Source organism: Janthinobacterium sp. MP5059B (assembly GCF_001758645.1).
Classification (GTDB): domain Bacteria; phylum Pseudomonadota; class Gammaproteobacteria; order Burkholderiales; family Burkholderiaceae_D; genus Janthinobacterium; species Janthinobacterium lividum.
In genome coordinates, this window is the sequence record NZ_LRHX01000016.1 from 120,868 (window position 1) to 144,435 (window position 23,568).

Here is a 23,568-nt window from a genome sequence, read left to right on the forward strand (position 1 = left end):
CTACGCCCTTATTATGCGTTTCTTGAATTTCTGAAATTGGAATTTGAAATTGGACGCATATCGCAAACTCCATTATTGTGCAATGCAACAACAGACCATTCATGGAGGGCATATGTCCACTTTTACCAACACCTACAGCAACAACAACGATAACTACTTCAGCAACCTGGGCCGCGCCACGCGCGCCTTCCTGGGCGCCCTGCTCGCTTCCAAGCCATACAGCGAACTGGCGCAAAAGGAAGTCATCGCCAGCAGCGTCACCGATGAAGAACAGCGCTATGTGCGTCCAAGCAAGCGCGATTTCGCCCTGCTGAACTCGGAAGCGAACCGCTACGAAAAGCTGATGCCGAATCTGGCAGCCGAACTGCGCTTCCTGGCGTCGCGCGGTTAAAAAAAGTTCATGGCAACGTTGCCTGCGCCTCGCCGTACTTGCGTACTGTCTGCGGCTTGGCGCCTGGCCCTGGACGTTTTTTAAGCTAACTAATTATTAACAAGGAATTTTTATGATGTTTCTCGAAACCGCATTGATCGCAGTGGCCGTCGTGGTCACCGGCATCCATTTTTACCTGATCACGACCGGCAAGGCCCGTTTCTGATCAGTCAGCAGCAAGGCAGTAGCAGCACGCCGCGCCATGCGTGTGCAGCAGCACAAGGTAATAGGTACAAGGTAATCATGTGATATGTCAGCCTGGCAATCGGTCCAGGCTGGCAAGTGGGAAGTTAGTACTGTCTTAATGTGGCGCAGCAGCGTCCACCGGTGTTTCCAGCAGTGGCGGGGTCTGGCCCTTGCGCACGATCTGCACGAAAATCTCATTCTGTTTGACCATGCCCAGCTCATAGCGGGCACGCTCCTCGACGGCGCCCGTTCCATCTTTCAGGTCGCGCACTTCGGATTCGAGCTTGGCGTTTCGCGCCTTCAATTCTACGTTCTTCTTGTTGGCCACCGCCACTTGGGCTTCCATGTCGGCAACACGCAGCCAGCCGCCTTTACCCAGCCAGAGGGGAAATTGTATCAACAGCAGCAGGGCTGCCAGGGCGAGCGTAATCAGGCGCATGGGGCATTCAGTTAAAAAACCGGCCGGAACATCTCCGGCCGGCCAGTGGGTTTTACATCAGCTTACTTCAGATTATAGAACGCATCGCGGCCAGGGTAGCTGGCGATGTCGCCCAGGTCTTCCTCGATACGCAGCAGCTGGTTGTACTTGGCCATGCGGTCCGAACGCGACATCGAGCCGGTCTTGATCTGCAGGGCGTTCGTGGCAACAGCGATATCGGCGATGGTCGAGTCTTCCGTTTCGCCCGAGCGGTGCGAAATGACGGCCGTGTAACCGGCGCGCTTGGCCATTTCGATGGCGGCGAAGGTTTCCGTCAGGGTGCCGATCTGGTTGATCTTGATCAGGATCGAGTTGGCGATACCTTTCGAGATGCCTTCTTTCAGGATCTTGGTGTTGGTGACGTACAGGTCGTCGCCGACCAGTTGCACTTTCTTGCCCAGTTCCGCCGTCAGGATCGCCCAGCCGTCCCAGTCGCCTTCATGCATCGCGTCTTCGATCGAGATGATCGGGTACTTGTCGCACCAGGTCGCCAGCAGGTTGGTGAATTCGGTGGCCGTCAGGCTCAGGCCTTCGCCTTCCATTTCATACTTGCCGTTCTTGTAGAACTCGGACGCGGCGCAATCGAGGCCGATGGCGATCTGCGTGCCTGGCTCGTAGCCCGCTTCTTCGATGGCCTGGATGATCAGCTTGATGGCTTCTTCATGGTTGGCCAGCGATGGCGCGAAACCGCCTTCGTCGCCCACGTTGGTGTTCAGGCCCTTCTTGTGCAGGATCTTTTTCAGCGTGTGGAATACTTCCGCGCCGTAGCGGACGGCTTCCTTGAACGACGGGGCGCCCACGGGAATGATCATGAATTCCTGGATGTCCAGGTTGTTGTCGGCGTGCGCGCCGCCGTTGATGACGTTCATCATCGGCACTGGCATCTGCATGGCGCCCGAACCGCCGAAATAGCGGTACAGCGGCAAGCCCGCTTCTTCAGCGGCAGCCTTGGCGACAGCCATCGAGACGGCCAGGATGGCGTTGGCGCCCAGGCGCGATTTGTTTTCCGTGCCGTCCAGATCGATCAGGGTACGGTCCAGGAAAGCCTGTTCATTGGCGTCCAGGCCCATGATGGCTTCGGAGATTTCGGTATTGATGTTTTCGCATGCTTGCAGCACGCCCTTGCCGAAGTAGCGCTTGGCGTCGCCATCGCGCAATTCCACGGCTTCGCGCGAACCGGTCGAGGCACCCGACGGCACGGCCGCACGGCCCATCACGCCCGATTCCAGCAACACATCGCATTCGACGGTCGGGTTACCGCGCGAGTCCAGGATTTCGCGACCGATAATATCAACAATAGCACTCATGTCATTCTCCAAAGTTAAGCGTAACAGGGGCTGCACACTGCGTTCTGATGCGCAATTGCACAAAGTGGGCAAAGAAACTCCCGGCGGAGACTATCAGGCCGGGAGCTGTCTTACAGGTAATACTGTCGCTATCGACCGGCGTTATTCAGCGACGGCGTTGGCTTCCTTGTGCGCCAGCGCTGCCTTGATGAACGAGGTAAACAACGGATGGCCGGTGCGTGGCGTCGACTTGAACTCAGGATGGTATTGCACGCCCATATACCATGGGTGGGCATTCTCACCCGTGCGTGGCAATTCCATGATTTCGCACAAATCTTCGCTCGGCGTACGGGCTGACACGATCAGGCCAGCCGCTTCGACACGGGCCAGGTAGTGATTATTGGCTTCGTAGCGATGGCGGTGACGCTCGGTCACCACGCTGCCGTAGATCTCGGCGGCGAGGGTGCCCGGATTGACGGCGCAGGTCTGCGCGCCCAGGCGCATGGTACCGCCCAGGTCCGAGTTTTCATCGCGCAACTCGACTTTACCATCGTGGTTTTGCCACTCATTGATCAGTGCAACGACAGGTTGATCCGTATCAAGGTCGAACTCGGTCGAATTCGCGTTTGGCATGCCTGCCTTGTTGCGCGCGTATTCGATCAGGGCCACTTGCATGCCCAGGCAGATGCCCAGGTAAGGGATCTTGTTTTCACGGGCGAACTGGGCCGCCTTGATCTTGCCTTCCACGCCGCGCTTGCCGAAGCCGCCCGGTACCAGGATGGCATCGTACTTGCCCAGGTTGTCGCAACCGGTCGTTTCGATTTCTTCCGAATCGATGTACTCGATGTTGACGCGGCTTTCCGTGTGGATGCCGGCGTGGCGCAGCGCTTCGATCAGCGACTTGTACGACTCGGTCAGCTCGACATACTTGCCGACCATGCCGACGGTGATTTCCGCCTTCGGGTGCTCCATCGTGTAGATCAGCTTGCTCCAGATCGACAGGTCGGCCGGTGCCGGATCGAGGTCCAGCGCGTCGCAGATGATCTTGTCGAGGCCCTGGTCGTGCAGCATTTGCGGCACTTTGTAGATGGTGTCGACATCCCACACGGAAATAACGGCGTCTTCCTCGATGTTCGAGAACAGCGAGATTTTCGCGCGCTCGTCTTCCGGGATGGCGCGGTCGGCGCGGCACAGCAGCGCGTTTGGCAAGATGCCGATTTCGCGCAGCTTTTGCACCGAGTGCTGGGTCGGCTTGGTTTTCAGTTCACCGGCCGAGGCGATGTAAGGCACCAGGGTCAGGTGGACGAAAGCCGTGTTCTTGCGGCCGGCGCGCAGGCTCAGCTGACGCGCCGCTTCCAGGAATGGCAGCGATTCGATATCGCCGACGGTGCCGCCGATTTCGCACAGGGCCACGTCGTAGCCTTCGGCGCCACGGCGGATGTAATCCTGGATTTCATTGGTGATATGCGGAATCACCTGCACGGTCTTGCCCAGATATTCGCCCCGGCGTTCCTTGCGGATCACCGATTCATAGATCTGGCCAGTGGTGAAGTTATTCACCTTTTTCATGCGGGTGGAGATGAAGCGCTCGTAGTGACCGAGGTCGAGGTCGGTTTCGGCCCCGTCATCGGTGACGAATACTTCACCGTGCTGCATAGGGCTCATCGTGCCAGGATCGACGTTGATATACGGGTCGAGCTTGAGCATGGTGACTTTAAGGCCGCGCGATTCGAGGATCGCGGCGAGGGAGGCGGCGGCAATCCCTTTTCCAAGGGAAGACACAACGCCACCAGTGACGAAGACAAATTTGGTCATTGCAGATGGTGCCGAACGGCACGTGCGGGAAATTGAAATTATACACTAAAGCCCGCCTGCGTCGCTCCCCACGCGTGGAAATTTGCGCCAAATGACGACTATCCCTCCCCCTCCTGCTGTCTACGCACAACAAAATTACCCAATAACAATAATTGAAATATTTCCAATTCCATATTTTGTGTGGGAGACCGAACAGACCCTGCCACGGCATACGTCCAGACTGGAATTTTTCAACGGAGGTACATCATGAGCTACGAAGAACGCGACGCCTACGGCATGTATGTCAACCGCGGCCACAAAGGCCCCGGCCCTGAACTGATGGGTGCAGACACCCTGATCGGCGACCATGTGCACAACGCCAAGGATGAACATCTGGGCGAAATCAAGGAAATCATGATCGACATGCGCAGCGGCAAGATCGCCTACGCCGTCATGTCGCACGGCGGCGTCTTCACCATCGGCGAAAAGCTGTTCGCCGTGCCGTGGGAAGCGCTGCTGCTCGACACCGTCAACAAGCGCTTCACCCTCAACGTCGACAAGGAACGCATCGAAAACGCGCCCGGCTTCGACACCGATAACTGGCCGAACATGGCCGATACCACGTGGGTCAATTCCATCCATAGTTACTACGGAACCACACCACGCTGATAACACCTGACAAAACTTACTGCGCGGTGCGCTTTGCGGCCGGCGATGCTCACTGTGCTATAGCACAGCTGCGCTTCTCGGCCACAAATCACATCCGCTCGCTACAGTTTTGTCAGGCGTCGCAGCTTTGCTAAAAAACTAGAAGCGGTACTCCAGCCCTGCCACATACGTCCTGCCCCGTGCCGTACTCAGCGGCGTATTCTCTTGCGACTGCGATGGCATCGAGTTCAGGCGATTCAGCGCTTCCGAGAAATCCTTGTTCATGGCGTTTTGCACGGACAGGCGCAGGAACAGGTTCTTGCTGACCTGGTAACTCGCATACAGGTCGATCACGGCCGGGATCTTCGGATTGTCGGCCTTGAGCACTTCGCCCGTCGCTTCATCGGCTTCATTATCCGGCGATAGGCGGCGGTTCGAGCCCGTGTGCTTGAGGATGGCGCCCACTTCCAGCTTGTTGTCCAGCAGGCGCGTGCCCACGTCGAGGTTGTAGTACACGCTGGGCAGCTCGCTGATGTCGGCCGCGCCAAACCACGCGCTGGCGATCGAGGTGGGCTGGCTGGTCTTTTCACGCGTGTACGACAGGCGCGCATAGGCAGGCCCCAGCTGGTACTGCGCTTCCAGTTCCCAGCCGCGCGTATGCACGGGTGTGGCCGAGTTAATGTAGATATACATATTCGTCACGTACGCATCGACGGTCTCCCAATCCGTGGCGATTACTTCCGATATATTGCACTTGCGCCCGTTATCGCACACGAGGAAGGATTGGCTGGTGATATAGCCATCGATCTTGCTCTTGAAATACAGGGCCTTGAAGTTCAGCGCATCGTTCTTGCTCAGCAAACCATGCAGGCTGGAATTAAAGCCCAGCTGATAGGTCGTCGCTTTCTCGCCCTTCAGGAAGGGGTTCATCGACGCCCCGCCGTCATTCGAGAAAAACACTTCCTGCGGATTCGGGCCGCGCATGGTGCGCTCGGCGCTGGCAAACGGCTGGAACCAGGGCGTGAACTGGGCCGACAGCAGCAGCGACGGATTGATGCCGTGTTCGTTCAGCGCGATATGCGCCGCCCCTTGCGGGAAACATTTCACGCGCTCGTCGCAAGCCGGCTTGTAGCCCGTCAATTCGAAACGCGTGTAGTTCAGCCCCGCATTGAGCTGAACAATGCCGCGGTTATATTGCAGGCCAGCATACAGGCTGTCGATCTTTTGCTTGCCGGCGGGACCAAAGGTATTGTTTTCAATCGATTGCAGGTTCGCGTCCGGGTTGTCCGGGTCATCGACGAGGCTTTCCACGTGCTTGCTGTATTGATTGCGCATCAGCTTGCCGCCCACGGTCACCAGCGCATCGCCGCCCGCCAGCTTGAAGCTGCTGGTGTTGTTGATATCGAAGGCGTCGGCGCGGTTGGCCGTGCTGGTGTTGACGAAATTGATCAGGGCTTCCGGCATGTATTTCTGCTTGCCGCGACTGCTGCTGGCCACCACATTGAGATCGATCAACTCGGAAAACGGCGTGTAGTGATATTTTACGTAGTAGTCATCGCTATGGATGTCGCGGCGCGTAAACGTGCTGCGGTAATCGCGCGCCGACAGTTCCAGCGCATGGAAGTCGCTCAATTTGAGGTCCAGCTTCAGCAGTTGCGACTTGGGTTTTTGCTTGTAATAGCGGTTGTAGCCAAAACCGAATTCCTCGCTGTTGACGCCCTTCGCATTCTTGTAGTTATTGCCGATCACGCTCGCGCTGGTGGCGGCCATGAAACCCACGCTGCCGCCGTCGAAGGCCGGGGTTTTCATGGCCACGGCCAGCATGGCGCTGCGGCCCACGCCGTTATTGCCGGTCCACATCTTCGTACGCGCCCCCGTTTTTTCCCCGGCGAAGACGACGTCATCGACGCCGATGGTGCGGAAATTGGCGCTGCCGGCCAGCGCATTGACGCCGTCGCCGCCGACGGCATTGCCGCGCGACACATCCACGCCGATGATGAAATTCGGATCGATCAGCGCGCCGAACTGGCTGCTGGGCACGCTACCATGCGCCACTTCCGATGGCGCGCTGCCATAGTAATTTTGCGTCACGCCATCGACCATGGTGTTGACCCGGCCAAAGCCGGACAGGCCGCGGATGTTCACGCTGACGGCACCCTGCGCCGGATCGATCTGGGTAAACGTGCCCGGCATGCCGCGCAGGATCTGGTCGACGGGCTGCAAGCGCGTGTCCGGCCCGCGCGCACTGACGGCGCCCGGTTTTTCCAGCGCCTGCTGTTCCACGGGAACCGCTTCTCCCGAAACATTCAGCGGCGAAAACTCCACCTTGCCCGCCGCATTTTCCTGCGCCTGTTGCGCCCATGCCTGCTGCGCGAGCAACGCCATGCAGACGCCCACGGCTCGCGCCATTGTCTTGATATGCATACACCCTCGATTTGTTATGGATAGATTTTTGAATGAAAAACAATCGGCATCCTCATGCCTTGTCCTGTCCTGGCTCCAGCTTGAACGAGACGGGCAAGGTGACGGTCACCGTGCCCTGGTGCAGGACGTTATCGGGTGGCGCCGGCAACGGTTGCGCGCGCTCAAGCACTTGCAGCGCTTCGCGGTCGAGCAGCACCGTGCCCGATGAAGTGACCAGTTCGCTGGCCAACAGCTTGCCGTCGCGGTCCACCTGGAAGCGCACCAAGGCGGCGCCAGCCCGCTTGCGCTGGCGCGCATCGCCCGGATAGCGCTTGAAGTGGGCCAGATGGCTGAGCACGCGGCTTTGCCAGCTGGCCGGCGCCGCGCTGCTTGACAGCGTGTCGCTATTGAACGGCGCCGCCTGCGGACCGCGCACGGCAGCCGGTGCCGGCGTGGCGCTGCTGCTGGCCTGTGCGGGCACGGCAGCTTCCTTGGCGACATCCTTGCCCGGCTCCGTCGATGGGCTGGCAGCCGCCTTTTCCTCTTTTTCCGCCGCGACGATCTCCGGCACGGCGGCGCGCGCCAGCACGGGCAACGCCTCTTGCCGGATGGCGCTCCTTGGCGGCCGGGCCGAGCTGGAGGCAGCCGACTGGCGCGCGCCCACGGCATGCGCGACCTGTGTTTCCGGCGACATCGCCTGTGCGGCAAATACCACCATCACGCTGGCCGCCGGGTTGGCGGGCGCCACGGCGACGGGCTGCCAGCTGGCCCACAGCAGCAACGCCAGCGCGGCGGCCACCACCAGCGCCGTGGCGATGCCCCAGTTCAATACAGGGCGCGGATTCACCGGCCCTCCCGGCCGACCAGGCCCACTTTCAGATAACCGGCCTGGCGCAGGGCATCCATCACGCCCAGCACGTCTTCATACGCCGCTTGCTTGTCGGCCTGGAAAAACAGGGGGCGTTGGCGGTCGCCGCCCGTCTGGGCGTCAAGCAAACCGCCCAGCTGCTCGCGCGCCACGGGCGACTCGCCCAGATACAGGCTATGGTCCGCTTTCAGGGAAACGAACAGGGGCTTTTCGGGGCGCGGTTCCGGCTTGGCAGTGGCGGCCGGCAAGTCGATTTTCAGGTCGACCGTGGCCAGCGGCGAGACCACCATGAAGATGATCAACAGCACCAGCATCACATCGATGAAGGGCGTGACATTGATCTCGCTCAACTCTGGCATGTCGGCCGTGTCGTCATCCGGGGAAGGAAAGAGGCTGGCCATGGCTCAGGCCTGCTTGCGCGTGTCGAGGTCGCGGCTCAGCATCAGCAGCACTTGCGCGGAAGCGGCCCGCAACTGCGCCTTGTACTGGTTGATGCCACGGCTGAGCACGTTATAGATGACGACGGCGGGAATCGCCGCCACCAGGCCCAGGGCGGTGGCCAGCAAGGCCTCCGCGATGCCGGGCGCGACGGTTGCCAGATTCGTGCTCTGGCTGACGGCGATGCCGATAAAACTGTTCATGATGCCCCACACGGTGCCGAACAGGCCGACGAACGGCGCCACGGCGCCGATGCTGGCGAGCAGGCCGATGCCTTGCGTCATGGCGCGCACCTGCTGCGCAATGAACTGTTCCTGGCGAAAACCGGCCCGCTCTTTCAGGGCCGCCGCCGGCGCGCTGGCGTGCGACAGACCCAGTTCCTGCTGCACATCGTCGAGCAACTGCTGCGCCAGCGAAGTGCTGCCTGCCCCCTCCACTTTGGCGGCCGCGTCAGGCAGCGAGGTGGCCGTCTTCAGCATGGCGACGGCTTGCGCCGCCGCGCGCCGGGCTTGCAGCAAACTGGCGCCCTTCACCAGCAACACCACCCAGGTGGCCAGCGCGGCAATCAGCAAGCCGATGAGCACGCTTTTGACAACCTGGTCGGCGGCGAAAAACATGCCCAGCGGCGACATATCGTGCGGCAAGGCGGACGCTTGCGCGGTGGCGTGGAACAGGGAAAGAAACATGCCGCCAGCGGCGGCGTTGATACGGAGGATACGCATGGGAGCTTCAACAGGTAACAGGCATGGCTGCGCCAACGGCGCGCACGCGCATGCAAAAAAATCGGACGGACTACCTGGCTGCTGCGGGGAAGCTTGCTGGGGGAGAATGCCGGGCTGACCGCCCGGCGGAAGTGAAACGGCTTACTTGGCGCTGGCGATGGCGGATGCGGCAACCGGCGTGAACCAGACGAAATCCGCCTGCGGCGCCAGCACCGTGGCGCCCTTCTGCGCCAGGACCAGCACCAGCGGCGCAGGTCCGCCCGTCAAGTCCTGCACGTGCAGCGGCACGCCCAGGTCCTTGTGCGCATGGTAGGCGCCGGCGATCAACACGGCCGGCGCGGGCGCGGCCAGCAGGCGCTCGGCCATGCGGCGGTCGCGCTGCTGTTGCACCGACAGCATGGCGGCCAGGCGCGGTTCGTCGATCTGGTTGTCATGCATGACGCGGATGATATCTTTCAGCTTGGCATGCACCTTGCCATCGTTGGCCAGGTTCGAGTGCTTGCCCTGCACGGCCGGCTTGTCGACAAACATTTGCTTGATCTCGCTGCGGTCCAGGTTGGCCGACCAGACGGGATACGGCGCGCGCATCACGGTCATGACCAGGTCGCCATACTGCTCCCACTTCCAGCTGGGCTGCCAGGCCAGCAGCTCGGCCACGTGCTCGGGGCGCACGACGGGATCCGTCTGCAGCCACGGCTTGACCTTGTCCACCTTGGCTTGCTGGTCCGGGTTCAGCATTTCCAGCAGCACGCTGCCTTGCGGGCGCCGGCCCTGCAGTTGCTGCAGCAGCCATTGCTCGATCTGGTGATGGCTGAGCTGGTCATGCTGTTCGCCCACGATGATCCTCGGCGCAGCGGCCAGCTGGGCCAGCAGTTGCTCGGCGCTCAGGCGCTGGCCGCTGCGCAAGTCGACGATCTCGCCCAGCTGGCGCACATCCTGCGCGGCGGACGTCGCAGCGGCGCCGGTGGCCGCGCCAGTTACGGGGGCGACACTGCTGCAGGCGCTCAGGGCCAGCACGCAGGCGGGCAGGACGGCAGCGATGGACAGGGAGAATTTCATGGGCATGGCCTTTCGGGTCTAAGCACGCATTGCAAAATAACTACTGGCGGGCATTTTAATAGAAATGATTCTCATTTACAACCAATGCATGACGAACCATACAGATTTTTTTACTCCTGGCAAAAACCAATATGCTGCTTCGGTGAAATCCCCGGGCGCGGAGTAGAATAAAAAAAAACGGAGGACTCGCGTGAATCAAACTGACCAGTTGGCGGTACTGAAAAAACCGCTGCCAGAATCCCTTGCTGCCGTACTTTCCCTGATCTTTGCCGACCGCTTTTCCATGACCCAAGCCATGCGCGAACACCATGGCCGCGACGAGTCGAGCTATCCTCCCATGCTGCCGGACGCCGTCATCTTCGCCCATTCCACCGAGGAAGTGGCGGCCGCCGTCAAGCTGTGCAGCGCGCACGACGTGCCCATCATCGCCTACGGCAGCGGCACTTCGCTCGAAGGCCATGTGCTGGCCCTGCATGGCGGCGTGACGATTGATCTGTCGCAAATGCACCAGATGGTGGCGGTGCATGGCGAAGACTTGACGGCCACCGTGCAGGCGGGCGTGACGCGCAAACAGCTGAACGAGGAAATCCGCGATACGGGCCTGTTCTTCCCCATCGACCCGGGCGCCAATGCGTCGCTGGGCGGCATGGCCGCCACGCGCGCCTCGGGCACGAACGCCGTGCGCTACGGCACCATGCGCGAAAACGTGCTGGCCCTGACCGTGGTGACGGCCGATGGGCGCATTATCAAGACGGGTACCAGGGCGAAAAAATCGTCGGCCGGCTACGACCTGACGCGCCTGTTCGTCGGCAGCGAGGGCACCCTGGGCATCATCACGGAAGTAACGGTAAAACTGTATCCGCTGCCGGAAGCGATCTCGGCCGCCGTCTGCTCGTTTCCCGGCACGGGCGAAGCCGTCAGCGCCGTGATCCAGACCATCCAGATGGGTATTCCCGTGGCGCGGGTCGAGTTTCTCGATGAAAATGGCGTGAAAGCCATCAATGCCTACGACAAGATGGCGCTGCCGGAAAAGCCATTATTGCTGTTTGAATTTCACGGCACGCCGGCCAGCGTGGCCGAGCAGGCGCAGCTGGTGCAAGCCATCACGGCGGAGCATGGCGCCAGCGATTTCGAGTGGGCCAGCCGTCCCGAAGACCGCTCGCGCCTGTGGGCCGCGCGCCACAATGCGTATTTCGCCCTGCTGCAACTGCGCCCCGGCAGCCGCGCCATTTCCACCGATTGCTGCGTGCCGATTTCGCGCCTGGCCGAATGCATCCTCGCCACCAAGGCCGATTGCGAAGCGCAGGGGCTCGTCTACGCCATCATCGGCCACGTGGGCGACGGTAATTTCCACGTGCAGATGCTGGTCGATCCCGATGACCCGGCTGATATCGCGCGCGCGGAAAAGGTCAACAGCGACATGGTCACGCGCGCCATCGGCATGGACGGCACCTGCACGGGCGAGCACGGCGTGGGCATGCACAAGATGGGCTTCCTCGTGGAAGAACATGGTGCAGGCGCGATCGACACCATGCGCGCCCTCAAGCACGCGCTGGATCCGAAGAACATCATGAATCCGGGGAAGATCGTGCGCTGGTAACTATACTGCCATGCGCATCGGCACGAAAGCGATACCGCCCTCCTCCACCTTCGGCCCCGTGGCGACAAAGCCCAGGCTTGTGTACAGGGGCAAGGCGTATAGGGAGGAATTGACGGTAAACGCCGTCACATCGCCTTTGGCCAGCGACGCATCGCGGGCTGCCTGCCACAGGCGGCGCGCCATGCCGCGCCGGTGCCAGGCGCGCGGCACGAACATGTGGAACAGATGCGTGTTGTCGCGCATAGCCACCACACCGGCCAGTGCACCGTCGATATGCGCGAGCTGGTAGGCATAGCGAGTCTGCGACAGATAGCCTTCGATGGCCGGCTGGCGGCAATGTTCGATGAATTTTTCCGCCCCCGCGCCATCCGGGTGCAGGGTCAAAAAAGGCATCAGGTCGTCGATCAGGGCGACGATGGCGGGCGCGTCGGCGACCAGGGCGGGACGCAGTGTCGGTTCGGGCAAGGTTGTCATCTTCAAATAATGCCATGGCCTCCTCCCCGCCGGCAACTCTCAACAGAAATCGCGGCTGCTGGTCCGCAAGCGTCCCAGCAAATGCGACATGTCGACCAGGCGCTTGGCCACCAGGTTGCGCACGATGCCTTCGCGCTGCCACACGCCGTACACGCCCAGCAGCGGCGCACTCAGCACTTCGCGCCGCTGGCTTTCCACCAGGTCGGGCCAGACGATGACGTTGACCGTGCCCGTCTCGTCTTCCAGTGTCATGAAGATGACGCCCTTGGCCGTGCCCGGCCGCTGGCGCACGGTGACGATGCCGCAGGCGCGCGCCAGCTGTCCGCTCGTGTAAGTCATCAAGGTGGACGCGGGCAGGAAACGCTGCTCCAGCAATTGCTTGCGCAGCAGCGCCAGCGGGTGGCGGCCCAGGGTCAGGCCTTGCGCGCGGTAATCGCTGACGATGCTCTCGCCTTCCGTCGGCGCGGCCAGCACGGGCAAGTCTTCCTCTTGCGTGGTGGCGCGCAGCAAATCCCTGTCGGGCACGGCGCCGGCCGCCTGCCACAGCGCCGCGCGCCGGTGCCCGGCCAGCGCGTGCAGCGCGTTGCCGGCGGCGAGCACCTGCAAATCATGACGGTCCAGGCCGCCACGGAGGGCCAGGTCGGCCACGTCGGCGAAAGCAGCGATGGCGCGCGCATCCTCGATGCGCCGGGCCGCTTCCACGCGCATGCCGAACAGGCTGTTCAAGCCCAGGCGCACGGCGGGGGCGACACCCCGCCCCCCCTGCTCTTCCAGCTCCGCCTCCCAGCCGCTGATGGCCACGTCGACGGGCAGCACTTGCACACCATGCCGACGCGCATCCTGCACCAGTTGCGAGGGACTGTAAAAGCCCATGGGCTGGCTGTTGAGCAAGGCGCACAGAAAGGCGGCCGGTTCGTGGCATTTCAGCCAGGAACTGGCGTACGTCAGCAGCGCGAAACTGGCCGCGTGCGATTCGGGAAAGCCGTATTCGCCAAAGCCCTCGATCTGGCTGAAGATGGCTTCCGCAAACGTCCGATCGTAATCATTTTTGACCATCGTTTCGACGATGCGTTTCTTGTAATTGTTCATGCCGCCCTTGCGTTTCCAGGCCGCCATGGCGCGCCGCAACTGGTCCGCTTCGCCGGGTGTGAAATCGGCCGCGATGATGGCCACCTGCATTACCTGCTCCTGGAAGATCGGGATGCCCAGGGTGCGTCCCAGCGCCTTTTCCAGGCCCTTCGGATAATCGATTGCCTCCTTTTTCTGGCGCCGCTGCAGATACGGATGCACCATGCCGCCCTGGATGGGGCCGGGGCGCACCAGCGCCACCTCGATGACGAGGTCGTAGAATTCCCGGGGACGCAGGCGCGGCAGCATGCTCATCTGGGCGCGCGACTCGATCTGGAACACGCCGATGGTGTCCGCCTCGCACATCATGTCGTAGGTGACGGGGTCTTCCGCGGGAATATCCTGCAGGCGGAATTCCTCGCCGCGCCGCGCCCCCACCAGTTCCAGCGCACGGCGCAGGGCCGACAGCATGCCCAGCGCCAGCACGTCGACCTTCATCAAGCCCAACTCTTCCAGGTCGTTCTTGTCCCACTCGATGACGCTGCGCTCGGCCATGGCCGCGTTTTCAATCGGCACCAGGCGCGACAACTTGCCCTGAGCAATGACAAAGCCGCCCGGATGCTGCGACAAATGACGGGGAAAGCCCAGCAACTGCTGCGCCAGGCCAGCCCACTGCTGCGACAATGCCGCTTCCGGGTCGAGTCCGCATTCGGCCAGGCGCTCGAGCAGATCGCGCTTGCCATCGAACCAGCGATGCGCCTTGGCCACCTTTTCCACGATGGCCAGGTCGATCCCCAGCGCCCGGCCGCTGTCGCGCAAGGCGCTCTTGGGCCGGTAGCTGATCACCACGGCCGCCAGCGCGGCCCGCTCTCGGCCATATTTTCCGTAGATATATTGAATCACCTCTTCGCGCCGCTGGTGCTCGAAATCGACGTCGATATCGGGCGGCTCGTTACGCTCGCGCGACATGAAACGCCCGACCAGCGAGTTGCCGCGCGCCGGGTCCACTTCCGTGATGTGCAAGCAATAGCAGACGGCCGAATTGGCGGCCGAGCCCCTGCCCTGGCACAGGATGTTTTGCGAGCGGGCAAAGCGCACGATGTCGTACACGGTCAAAAAGTACGCTTCATACGACAGCTCCGCGATCAGTTCCAGCTCCTGCTCGACCTGCTCCTGCACGTTCGCCGGAATGCCCAGCGGAAAGCGGATACGCGCGCCCGCATACGTTTCTTCGCGCAGATACGTCGCCGGCGTGTGGCCGTGCGGCACCAGCTCGTCGGGATAGTCATAGCGCAAACTGTCGAGCGAGAATGTGCACAGGTCCGCGATGCGCAGGGTTTGCGCCAGCGCCTGCGGCGGATACACATTGGCCAGGCGCAAGCGCGCGCGCAGATGCTGCTCCGCGTTTTGCGCCAGCGCATAGCCGCACTCGCTCACGGGCTTGCCCACGCGGATCGCGCACAGCGTGTCGAGCAGGGGCTTGCGCGAACGCACGTGCATGCACACGTGGCCGACGGCCACCACGGACAAACCCAGCGCTTGCGCCGCCTCCTGCACGGCGCTGCGGTGCGCGTCATCCTGCGCCCGCTGCAGCAGGTTCAAGCCTATCCAGCTGCGCTCGCTGCCAAAGGTAGCCGCCATCCATGCCCCCTGCGCGCGCAGCGCCTCGGGCTGGGCCGGATAGCTGGGCAGCAAGATCATCAAACAGCCGGGCAGCCCCCGCAAATGGGCAAACTCTGGCGATGGCGCGGCGAAATCATCGGGCGTCAGCAAATAGCGCCCCTTGGCCGCCCGCGTGCGCGCCATGGTGATCAGTTCCGACAAGTTGCCGTAACCGTCGATGTCTTGCACCAGCGCCAGCAAGGACAGGGCCGGACTGCCATCGGACTGCGTCAAGTGAAAGTGCGCACCGATGATCAACGGAAAACCGGCCCGTTTGGCCACCGCATGGGCACGCACGACGCCCGCCAGCGAGCACTCGTCGGTAATGGCCAGCCCCTTGTAACCGAGCTGAACGGCGCGCGCCACCAGCTCTTCCGCATGCGAGGCCCCATGCAGGAAGCTGAAATTGCTCAGGCAGTACAACTCAGCATACTCGGGTAAGACTGCGCCCCACATGATCCACCTCAATACTGTATATAAACACAGTATATTATACTTATCTGGAATCGGGCTTATCGTTTATGCTGGTGTTTTACCTCCACATCGACCGCCATGATCGTCCATCTCTTGAAATGTTTCGGCGCCGCCCCCGGTGGCGGCAATGCGGCACTGGTCGTGGAAAACGACCACGGCAGCGAAACGGCGCGCCAGCAATTCGCCCAGGAGCGGCAAGTGAGCGCTTGCGTCTTCCTCGACCGGCAGGCGGACGGAGACATCGTGCTCGACTATTTTTATCCGCACACGCGCAGCCCCCTGTGCCTGCATGCCACCCTGGCGGCCGCGCATGTGCTGCTGACGGCGCCTGGCGCGCCGGCAACCCTGACGGTACGCACCGCCATGCGCGGGCAAGCCTTGCAGCTGGTGCGCCGCGCGGAGGGATTATTCATCGGCCTGGCGCCGCAGCCGGCGCCTGCCGTCATGGTGGAAAAGTATATTCCGTCGGAACTCATGGGCCAGCATATGCACTTGCTGTCGCCGCCCGTGGTCGCCTCCGTCGGCAGTCCGAAGCTGCTGCTGGAGGTGGCCGACCGCACCACCCTGCGCGCGCTGCGGCCGAACCTCGAACTGATCGCCGACTGGAGCGCCTTGCATCAGGTCAGCGGCTGCTATGCGTATTGCCGCACGGGCGAGCACGAGTATGAGGGGCGCAACTTCAACCACCTCGACCCGGCGCTGGAAGACAGCGCCACGGGCGTGGCGGCGGGCGCGCTGGCGGTGCATCTGCAACAGTCGCTGCGTCTGCACCAGGGCCACGTGACGCAGCAGCCGTGTTTGATCGAGGTGCAATACAGCGCGCAGACCATCTGGGTGGGCGGCATGGTGCAACGCAGCACCTGAATGGGGCGCGCCGCACCAGCACAAGGCAAGCCAGGCAGCGGCCAAAAGATAATCAACCAGGAAACAACAGTTACAGCAAATTTGTAATAACAAAACAAAGTATCGCTGGTGAATGCTGAAATGATGGCACTAGAATCAAGTCACGAATCTTGCTCATCAGCCACTTGGAGATACTGCGTGCCGACCCTCACCACCTTGCGTAAAGCAGTCCTCATCAGCCTGTACGGCAGCGCCGCCATGGCCGCCTTCAGTCCCGCCGCCATGGCCCAGAGCACGGAGGCGGCCGCCACGGATGGTCCCGTGCAAACGGTCAGCGTGGTCGGTTCGCGCCGGGTCGCCAGTTCCGCTACCGATACCATGGTGCCGGTCGATATCATTCCGATTTCCAAGGTGGCCGAGCAAGGCGGCCAGTTTGACCTGGCGCAATCGCTGCAATACATCTCGCCCTCGTTCAACTCCACGCGCCAGACGGGCGCCGATGGGGCCGACCTGATCGATTCGGCCGCCCTGCGCGGCCTAGGCTCGGACCAGACCCTCGTGCTGGTGAACGGCAAGCGGCGCCACACGACGGCCCTCGTCAACCTGTTCGGTGCGCGCAACCGCGGCAACACGGGTACGGACATGAATGCGATTCCTTTGCTGGCGATCAAAAACGTGCAAGTGCTGCGCGACGGCGCCGCCGCCCAGTACGGCTCGGACGCCATTGCCGGCGTGATCGACATCGAACTCAAGAAAAGCCTGGGCTGCGAAGCCGTGGCCGGCTACAGCCAGTACTCCGAAGGCGACGGCAAGAATTACATGACCTCCGCCTACTGCGGCATCGCGCTGGGCGACAAGGGCACCCTGGCCATCACGGGCGAATACCTGGACCGGGGCCGCTCGAACCGCGCCGACTCCGACAGCATGCGCATCATCGGCGACACCAAGTCCAAGAACAAAACCCTGTATATCAATGGCGACTACGCCACCAGCGGCGCGGGCAAGCTGTACTTCACTGCCGGCGCGCAGACGCGCGACGCGTCCAGCGCCGCGTTCGGCCGGGGCGGCATCGGCAGCGACGACATCCCTGCGCGCAATTCGGCCGCCATGTACCCGGACGGGTTCGTGCCTTTCATCAATGGCAAGATCGACGACCAGTACGCCACCATCGGCCACCGCAGCCAGATCGGCGAATGGCATGCTGACTTTTCGCAGACCTATGGCTACAACAAGATGCGCTACGACATCAGCAACACGCTGAACGCATCGGTCGCCAATCTCGACCTGATGAACGGCGGCAAGGGTGTCAGCGCCAGCAGCTTTGACGCGGGCGGCTTCTCGTTCCAGCAACTGACCAGCAATGCCGATTTCAGCCGCTATTACGATACGGTGATGCGCGGCATGAACGTGGCCTTCGGCGCCGAATACCGCAGCGAGGAATACAAGATCATGGCAGGCGAACCGGGCTCCTACATCGATGCCGACGGCGTGGGCACGGGCGGCAATGGACGCAGCCAGGGCTTTCCCGGCTTCCAGCCCAGCGACGTGACGAAAGCCAAACGCCACAGTATCGCCGCGTATGGCGACGTGGAACTGGACTGGACGGAACGCCTGAAAACCCAGGCGGCTTTACGCTATGAAAAATTCAGCGACTTCGGTTCCACCGTAACGGGCAAACTGGCAGCCAGTTACAAAGTGGCACCGAATGTGCTGCTGCGCGGCTCGGCCAGCACGGGTTTCCGCGCGCCATCGCTGCAGCAAGTGTATTTCTCGTCCACCTTTACCGACTTCGTCAGCGGCGTGGCCACGGACGTGGTGCTGGCGCCGAATGGCGGCGTCGTCGCCAATGCGGCCGGCATTCCCAAATTGAAAGAGGAAAAATCCACCAGCTTTACGCTGGGCACCACCTGGACGCCGACGCAAGCCATTTCCGTGACGGCCGACTTGTACAACATTAAGATCAAGGACCGCATCGTGCTGTCGGGCCGCTTCAATGCCGACAACTACCCGGACCTGGCCGCGCGCCTGGCCCTCCTGGGCGTGACGGAAGCGCAATTTTTCGTCAACTCCGTCGACACGCGCACGCGCGGACTCGACTTGACGGCCTCGCACAAGGGCGAGCTGGCCGGCAACCGCCTGAACACCTTCCTGGCCTTGAATTTGAGCAAAACGGAAGTGACGAAAGTCAAGACGCCCGCCTCGCTGACGGGCTTCGAGGATGTCCTGCTGTCCGAACGCGAACGCCTGTTCATCGAACAGGGCGGCCCGCGCGCGAAAGCCACCCTGGGCTTCGACTACATCACGGGCAAGCTGGAATCGGACTTGCGCATCATCTACTTTGGCCCGCAAACCCTGGGCACCTTCAGCGGCACGGCCGAAGGCGTACCGAACGCCCGCTACAAGGCCAAGACGTCCGCCGACCTGAGCTTTACCTACAGCATCAGCAAGAACACCAAGCTGACCTTTGGCGGCAACAACATCTTCAACGTCAAGCCCACCACGCAAAACGCGGACGAAACGGATAACGGCTTCAAATACGACAGCGTGCAGTTCGGCCTGAACGGCGCTTCGTACTTCGGGCGGCTGTGGGTGAAGTTCTGATCACCGTGTCCGCATAAAGACAGCGGCTGCGCCAGCATAGGCAGCCGCTGTTTTTTTATGTCGGCATCAATGCATGGTCAGATGGCAGGAGCTTGATTGGATAATTGCATCAGCTCATCCTTGCATCAAGTTAGGCAAAGCGAAAGTGAAGGAGTGGTAACGGGCAGAGATTCAGATGCTGTCAACCGTCCAGTAGTGGCTGCAGGCAGCCCCCATGGAGGATAGCCAATTATCAATCCGAAAAACTCCTGCATTGTCACGGAAACACCGGTGACCGCCGATGGACGATCGCCCGCATGCACGGAGAAGGCATCAGCCCCCTGTTTTTCGCACACGTTCGCTTTTCCGCCCCCCGGCGGCTCCCCGCCAGCCCCGCCGCCGCGAACAATCTTTGCCCTGCGGCGGAAAGCACGGATAATAGCGGCTAACTCATAAGCACAGTATTGGATTACCTCATGGAAATTAAAGTCAACTTTCTCGACAAGCTGCGTCTCGAAGCCAAGTTCGACGATTTTACGGTCATCGCCGACCAGCCCATCCGCTACAAGGGCGATGGCTCGGCGCCAGGCCCGTTCGATTACTTTTTGGCATCATCGGCACTCTGCGCGGCCTACTTCGTGAAGTTGTATTGCGATACGCGCAATATTTCCACGGAAAATATCCGTTTGTCGCAAAACAATATTGTCGATCCTGAAAACCGCTACCAGCAGATTTTCAAGATCCAGGTCGAGTTGCCGGCCGATATCTCGGCCAAGGACCGCCAGGGCATCTTGCGCTCGATCGACCGTTGCACGGTGAAAAAAGTGGTACAAACGGGTCCCGAATTCGTGATTGAAGAGGTAGAGAACCTGGACGCCGATGCCCAGGCCTTGCTGGCCCTGAATCCGGCCCCAGGCGCGAATACCTATATCGTCGGCAAGGATTTGCCGCTGGAACAGACCATCGCCAATATGTCGGGCCTCCTGGCGGGCCTGGGCATCAAGATTGAAATCGCCTCGTGGCGCAACATCATTCCGAATGTGTGGTCGCTGCATATCCGCGATGCGCATTCGCCCATGTGTTTCACCAATGGCAAGGGCGCGACCAAGGAAAGCGCGCTGGCGTCGGCCCTGGGCGAGTATATCGAGCGCCTCAGCAACAACCATTTCTACGCCGGGTCGTTCTGGGGTAACGACATCGCCAACGCGGAGTTTGTCCATTACCCGAACGAGCGCTGGTTCAAGCCGGGCCGCAAGGATGCGCTGCCGAAGGAGATTCTCGATGCCTACTGCCGCGACATCTATGATGCCGATGGCGAGCTGCGCGGCTCACACCTGATCGACACCAACTCCGGCAATGCCGAGCGCGGCATCTGCTCGCTGCCATATGTGCGCCAGTCCGACGGCGAGGTCGTGTATTTCCCGTCCAACCTGATCGAAAACCTGTACGTCAGCAATGGCATGAGCGCCGGCAATACCCTCGTCGAAGCGCAGGTGCAATGTCTGTCGGAAATTTTTGAGCGGGCCGTCAAGCGCGAAATCCTCGAAGGCGAAATCGCCCTGCCCGACGTGCCGCAGGAAGTGCTGGCGAAGTATCCGGGCATCCTTGCCGGCATCGTCGGCCTGGAGGAACAGGGTTTCCCCGTGCTGGTCAAAGATGCATCGCTGGGCGGCGTGTACCCGGTGATGTGCGTCACCCTGATGAACCCGCGCACGGGCGGCGTGTTTGCCTCGTTCGGCGCGCACCCGAGCCTGGAAGTGGCGCTCGAGCGCAGCCTGACGGAATTGCTGCAGGGCCGCAGTTTTGAAGGCTTGAACGACTTGCCGCAACCGACGTTTGCCAGCGAAGCCGTCACCGAGCCGAATAACTTCGTCGAACACTTCATCGATTCCAGCGGCATCGTCTCGTGGCGCTTCTTCAGCGCCAAGGCCGATTTCGATTTTGTCGAGTGGGATTTTTCCGGCCACGGCGAGAACTCGAATGCCGAGGAAGCGGCAACCCTGTTCGGCATCCTCGCCGGCATGGGCAAGGAAGTGTACACGGCCGAGTATGACCAGCTGGGCGCCAAGGCCTGCCGCATCCTCGTGCCCGGTTATTCCGAGGTATATCCGGTCGAGGATTTGATCTGGGACAACACCAACAAGGCGCTGCTGTTCCGCGCCGACATCCTGAACCTGCATGGCCTGGACGATGCCAGCCTGGAAGACTTGCTCGACCGCCTGGAAAACAGCGAGCTCGACGAGTACGGCGACATCGCCACCCTGATCGGCATCGAGTTCGACGAAAACACGGTGTGGGGCCAGCTGACGACCCTGGAATTGAAGCTGCTGATTCACCTGGCCCTGCAACAGTTCGAGGAAGCGAAGGAGCTGGTGGAAACCTTCCTGCAGTACAACGACAACACGCTCGAGCGCAAACTGTTCTATCAAGCCTTGAACGTGGTGCTGGAAGTGGAACTGGACGACGAGCTGGAGCTGGACGATTACGTCGTCAATTTCCGCCGCATGTTTGGCGACGCCCGCATGGACGCGGTGCTGGGCTCGGTGGACGGCAGCGTGCGCTTCTTCGGCCTGACCCCGACCAGCATGCAACTGGAAGGCCTCGACAGGCACCAGCGCCTGATCGACAGCTTCAAGAAATTGCACGCGGCGCGCGCCAAGGCGGCGGCCGCGTCCAGCTAGGACGACGCGCCAGGACCGCTTGAGCGTATGGAAAGAGACACCATGGCCACACTGGAATTCTGGTTCGATTTCGGCAGCAACTACAGCTACCTGAGCGCCATGCGCATCGACGCGCTGGCGCGTGAAAAGAAGGTGCATGTGATCTGGAAACCCTTCCTGCTGGGCGTCGTCTTCAAGGCGCTGGGCTGGGAGACATCGCCCTTCATTTTGCAAAAACTCAAGGGCGACTACACGTGGCGCGACATGGCGCGCCAGTGCGAAAAGTACGCATTGCCATGGCAGCAACCGAGTTCCTTCCCCCGCACAGCCCTGCTGCCCATGCGCGTGGCCCTGATCGGCGCGGACCAGGGCTGGATTGCGCCCTTTGCGCGCCGCATGATGGCGATGAATTTTGCCGAAGACCGCGACATCGACCACATCGAAGCCGTCAGCGAGGCCCTGGAGGGGCTGGGCCTCGATGCGCGCACCGTCCTGGCGCTGGCTGTGACACCGGACAACAAGCTGCGGCTGCGCCGCCAGACCGAGCAGGCACAAGCGCTGAACCTGTTCGGCGCCCCCAGCTTCGTCAGCGCTGGGGAATTATTCTGGGGCAATGATCGGCTCGAGGATGCACTGCTGCATGCGGTAGCCAGCCGCCGTTAAACCCCACTCCCCGCCAGCGCCGCGATCTCCTTCTGCATGTTTTCAATGGCCCGCTCGTTGTACTGGTCGGCAAAATACGCATCGCCAAACAGCTGGCCCGCCTGCGCCTTGCCGCACAGGTGCTGCAGGGCCAGGCCCCGCTGCTCGTTGAAGCGCACGGGGTCCACGTGCGCGTATTCGCGGACGATGGCTTGCGTATAGGCTTGATACACCTCGTCATCTTGCCCGAGGATGGCCAGGTCGGCGCTGAGCATGGCGTCCTTCAGCGGATGGCTGATGCCGGGGCCCTGGAAATGGTCGGTAACGCGTATCAATTGCGCCACATCGAGGTTGTCGCCCGCATCGAGGCCGCTCGCCAGCCACAGCTGGGCGCTCGCCTCTTCGCTCGAATACAGGGCATCGTCGTCGTGGCTGTAAACGGCGTCGTGGAACCAGAACGCCTTCTTGACCAGCGCGCTGTCGCGCTTGGGCGCAAAGGTATTGTCGGCCCACACGCGGATCTCGGACAGGCCGTGCACCAGGTGGTCGAGGTTGTGATAGTGGCGGTCCGCGCCGCCATACGCCTGCGGCCCCGTCAGGTACGCGAACCAGTGGTCCGCCAGCGCGATGTCCGCTTGCGAGGCGGTGGCGTAGTTCCACAGCGCTTCCCACTCCTTGCGCAGGCAGTCGAGGATCCACGCCTGGTACGCCGGGCCGGGGACGAATTTCTTCATGGTCCAGTTCCAGCCGACGGGACCTTCCAGCGCCTTGACGAAGCTGGAACTGACGGAGCCGAGGTCGCGCGGCGGCATGACGAAAATCGTCTTGGCGCCCTGCAGCACGTCCACATTGGTTTGCTGGATCAGGTTTTCATAGTCGAAATCGGCCGTCGTGCGGATGCCGCGGATCAGGTAGTCGCAGCCATGCTTTTTCGCCGCGCGCGCCGTGTAGTCGCCCTTGACGATGACCACCTGCACATTGTCCCAGCCGCACTCGCGCGCGCTCTGCTCGATGATGCGCTTGCGGTCTTCGGCGGGAAATTGCGGCTTCTTGGCGGGGTTTTGCGACAGGAACACGATCACCTCGTCGGCGAGCGAACGCGCTTCGCCGATCACCCACATATGGCCGTTGGTGATGGGGTCGAGGGTGCCTGAAAAGCCGATCTTCTGCATGCTGCGCTCCGTTTGCTTGATTGCTTATTGCGCAGACAATATATGCCAGCGGCGCGCGCGTCAATGCAACATGCCAAAGAT

Annotated in this window: 18 protein-coding genes; 7 read left to right on the forward strand and 11 right to left on the reverse strand. The window is 61.6% G+C overall.

Annotation, left to right across the window (positions count from 1 at the left end):
• Nucleotides 1-112: 112 nt before the first annotated feature.
• Nucleotides 113-391 (forward strand): hypothetical protein, encoded by a 279-nt coding sequence (locus tag JAB1_RS17615; protein ID WP_070281210.1) that lies wholly within the window; start codon nucleotides 113-115, stop codon nucleotides 389-391.
• 340 nt (nucleotides 392-731) lie between these two features.
• On the opposite strand, the gene ftsB is transcribed toward JAB1_RS17615, so the two are convergent.
• The 3 genes from ftsB to JAB1_RS17630 form a co-directional block, all read right to left on the reverse strand.
• The gene (gene ftsB, locus JAB1_RS17620; RefSeq protein ID WP_010400534.1) at nucleotides 732-1,055 is read right to left on the reverse strand and encodes a cell division protein FtsB; all 324 of its coding nucleotides are present in this window, start codon (nucleotides 1,053-1,055) and stop codon (nucleotides 732-734) included.
• Between the two features lie 62 nt (nucleotides 1,056-1,117).
• Nucleotides 1,118-2,401: a phosphopyruvate hydratase gene (gene eno, locus JAB1_RS17625; protein ID WP_034750709.1), complete on the reverse strand. Its 1,284-nt coding sequence runs from the start codon at nucleotides 2,399-2,401 to the stop codon at nucleotides 1,118-1,120.
• Nucleotides 2,402-2,542: 141 nt separating this feature from the next.
• Nucleotides 2,543-4,195 carry a CTP synthase gene (locus JAB1_RS17630; protein ID WP_034783327.1) on the reverse strand — a complete coding sequence of 551 codons (1,653 nt, stop codon included), beginning with the start codon at nucleotides 4,193-4,195 and terminating at the stop codon, nucleotides 2,543-2,545.
• 246 nt (nucleotides 4,196-4,441) lie between these two features.
• On the opposite strand from JAB1_RS17630, the gene JAB1_RS17635 reads away from it, so the two are divergent.
• Complete coding sequence (locus JAB1_RS17635) at nucleotides 4,442-4,843, forward strand: PRC-barrel domain-containing protein (protein ID WP_070260375.1); 402 nt, start codon at nucleotides 4,442-4,444, stop codon at nucleotides 4,841-4,843.
• A 138-nt stretch (nucleotides 4,844-4,981) separates the two neighbouring features.
• On the opposite strand, the gene JAB1_RS17640 is transcribed toward JAB1_RS17635, so the two are convergent.
• From JAB1_RS17640 to JAB1_RS17660, 5 genes are all read right to left on the reverse strand, one after another.
• Nucleotides 4,982-7,246, reverse strand: a complete 2,265-nt coding sequence (locus tag JAB1_RS17640) for a TonB-dependent receptor (RefSeq protein ID WP_070281212.1) — start codon at nucleotides 7,244-7,246, stop codon at nucleotides 4,982-4,984.
• Nucleotides 7,247-7,298: 52 nt separating this feature from the next.
• Nucleotides 7,299-8,072 carry an energy transducer TonB gene (locus JAB1_RS17645; protein WP_139144597.1) on the reverse strand — a complete coding sequence of 258 codons (774 nt, stop codon included), beginning with the start codon at nucleotides 8,070-8,072 and terminating at the stop codon, nucleotides 7,299-7,301.
• The gene (gene exbD, locus JAB1_RS17650) at nucleotides 8,069-8,494 is read right to left on the reverse strand and encodes a TonB system transport protein ExbD (RefSeq protein ID WP_070281216.1); all 426 of its coding nucleotides are present in this window, start codon (nucleotides 8,492-8,494) and stop codon (nucleotides 8,069-8,071) included. The genes JAB1_RS17645 and exbD overlap by 4 nt, the downstream gene beginning before the upstream one ends.
• Before the next feature lie 3 nt (nucleotides 8,495-8,497).
• Nucleotides 8,498-9,253: a tonB-system energizer ExbB gene (exbB, locus tag JAB1_RS17655; protein WP_070281218.1), complete on the reverse strand. Its 756-nt coding sequence runs from the start codon at nucleotides 9,251-9,253 to the stop codon at nucleotides 8,498-8,500.
• A 141-nt stretch (nucleotides 9,254-9,394) separates the two neighbouring features.
• The gene (locus JAB1_RS17660; RefSeq protein ID WP_070281220.1) at nucleotides 9,395-10,312 is read right to left on the reverse strand and encodes a ChaN family lipoprotein; all 918 of its coding nucleotides are present in this window, start codon (nucleotides 10,310-10,312) and stop codon (nucleotides 9,395-9,397) included.
• Between the two features lie 190 nt (nucleotides 10,313-10,502).
• On the opposite strand from JAB1_RS17660, the gene JAB1_RS17665 reads away from it, so the two are divergent.
• On the forward strand, nucleotides 10,503-11,912 hold the full coding sequence (locus JAB1_RS17665; RefSeq protein ID WP_070281222.1) for an FAD-linked oxidase C-terminal domain-containing protein: 1,410 nt from the start codon (nucleotides 10,503-10,505) through the stop codon (nucleotides 11,910-11,912).
• Here the strand turns inward: JAB1_RS17665 and JAB1_RS28860 are convergent, their stop codons facing one another.
• Nucleotides 11,913-12,386 carry a GNAT family N-acetyltransferase gene (locus JAB1_RS28860; RefSeq protein ID WP_071653369.1) on the reverse strand — a complete coding sequence of 158 codons (474 nt, stop codon included), beginning with the start codon at nucleotides 12,384-12,386 and terminating at the stop codon, nucleotides 11,913-11,915.
• Between the two features lie 39 nt (nucleotides 12,387-12,425).
• The gene (locus JAB1_RS17675; protein WP_070281224.1) at nucleotides 12,426-15,572 is read right to left on the reverse strand and encodes an error-prone DNA polymerase; all 3,147 of its coding nucleotides are present in this window, start codon (nucleotides 15,570-15,572) and stop codon (nucleotides 12,426-12,428) included.
• A gap of 96 nt (nucleotides 15,573-15,668) precedes the next feature.
• Between JAB1_RS17675 and JAB1_RS17680 the strand changes: the two genes are divergently transcribed.
• From JAB1_RS17680 to JAB1_RS17695, 4 genes are all read left to right on the forward strand, one after another.
• Nucleotides 15,669-16,454, forward strand: coding sequence for a PhzF family phenazine biosynthesis protein (locus JAB1_RS17680; protein ID WP_070281226.1), 786 nt, complete (start codon nucleotides 15,669-15,671; stop codon nucleotides 16,452-16,454).
• A gap of 177 nt (nucleotides 16,455-16,631) precedes the next feature.
• Entirely contained in the window at nucleotides 16,632-19,034 is a 2,403-nt protein-coding gene (locus tag JAB1_RS17685; protein ID WP_083299805.1) for a TonB-dependent receptor, read from the forward strand.
• A gap of 455 nt (nucleotides 19,035-19,489) precedes the next feature.
• A complete protein-coding gene (locus JAB1_RS17690; protein WP_070281228.1) occupies nucleotides 19,490-21,694 on the forward strand; it encodes an OsmC domain/YcaO domain-containing protein in 2,205 nt (734 codons plus the stop codon).
• 42 nt (nucleotides 21,695-21,736) lie between these two features.
• A complete protein-coding gene (locus JAB1_RS17695; protein ID WP_254672149.1) occupies nucleotides 21,737-22,336 on the forward strand; it encodes a 2-hydroxychromene-2-carboxylate isomerase in 600 nt (199 codons plus the stop codon).
• On the opposite strand, the gene coaD is transcribed toward JAB1_RS17695, so the two are convergent.
• Entirely contained in the window at nucleotides 22,333-23,487 is a 1,155-nt protein-coding gene (gene coaD / locus JAB1_RS17700; protein WP_070281231.1) for a pantetheine-phosphate adenylyltransferase, read from the reverse strand. The genes JAB1_RS17695 and coaD overlap by 4 nt on opposite strands.
• Between the last annotated feature and the right edge of the window lie 81 nt (nucleotides 23,488-23,568).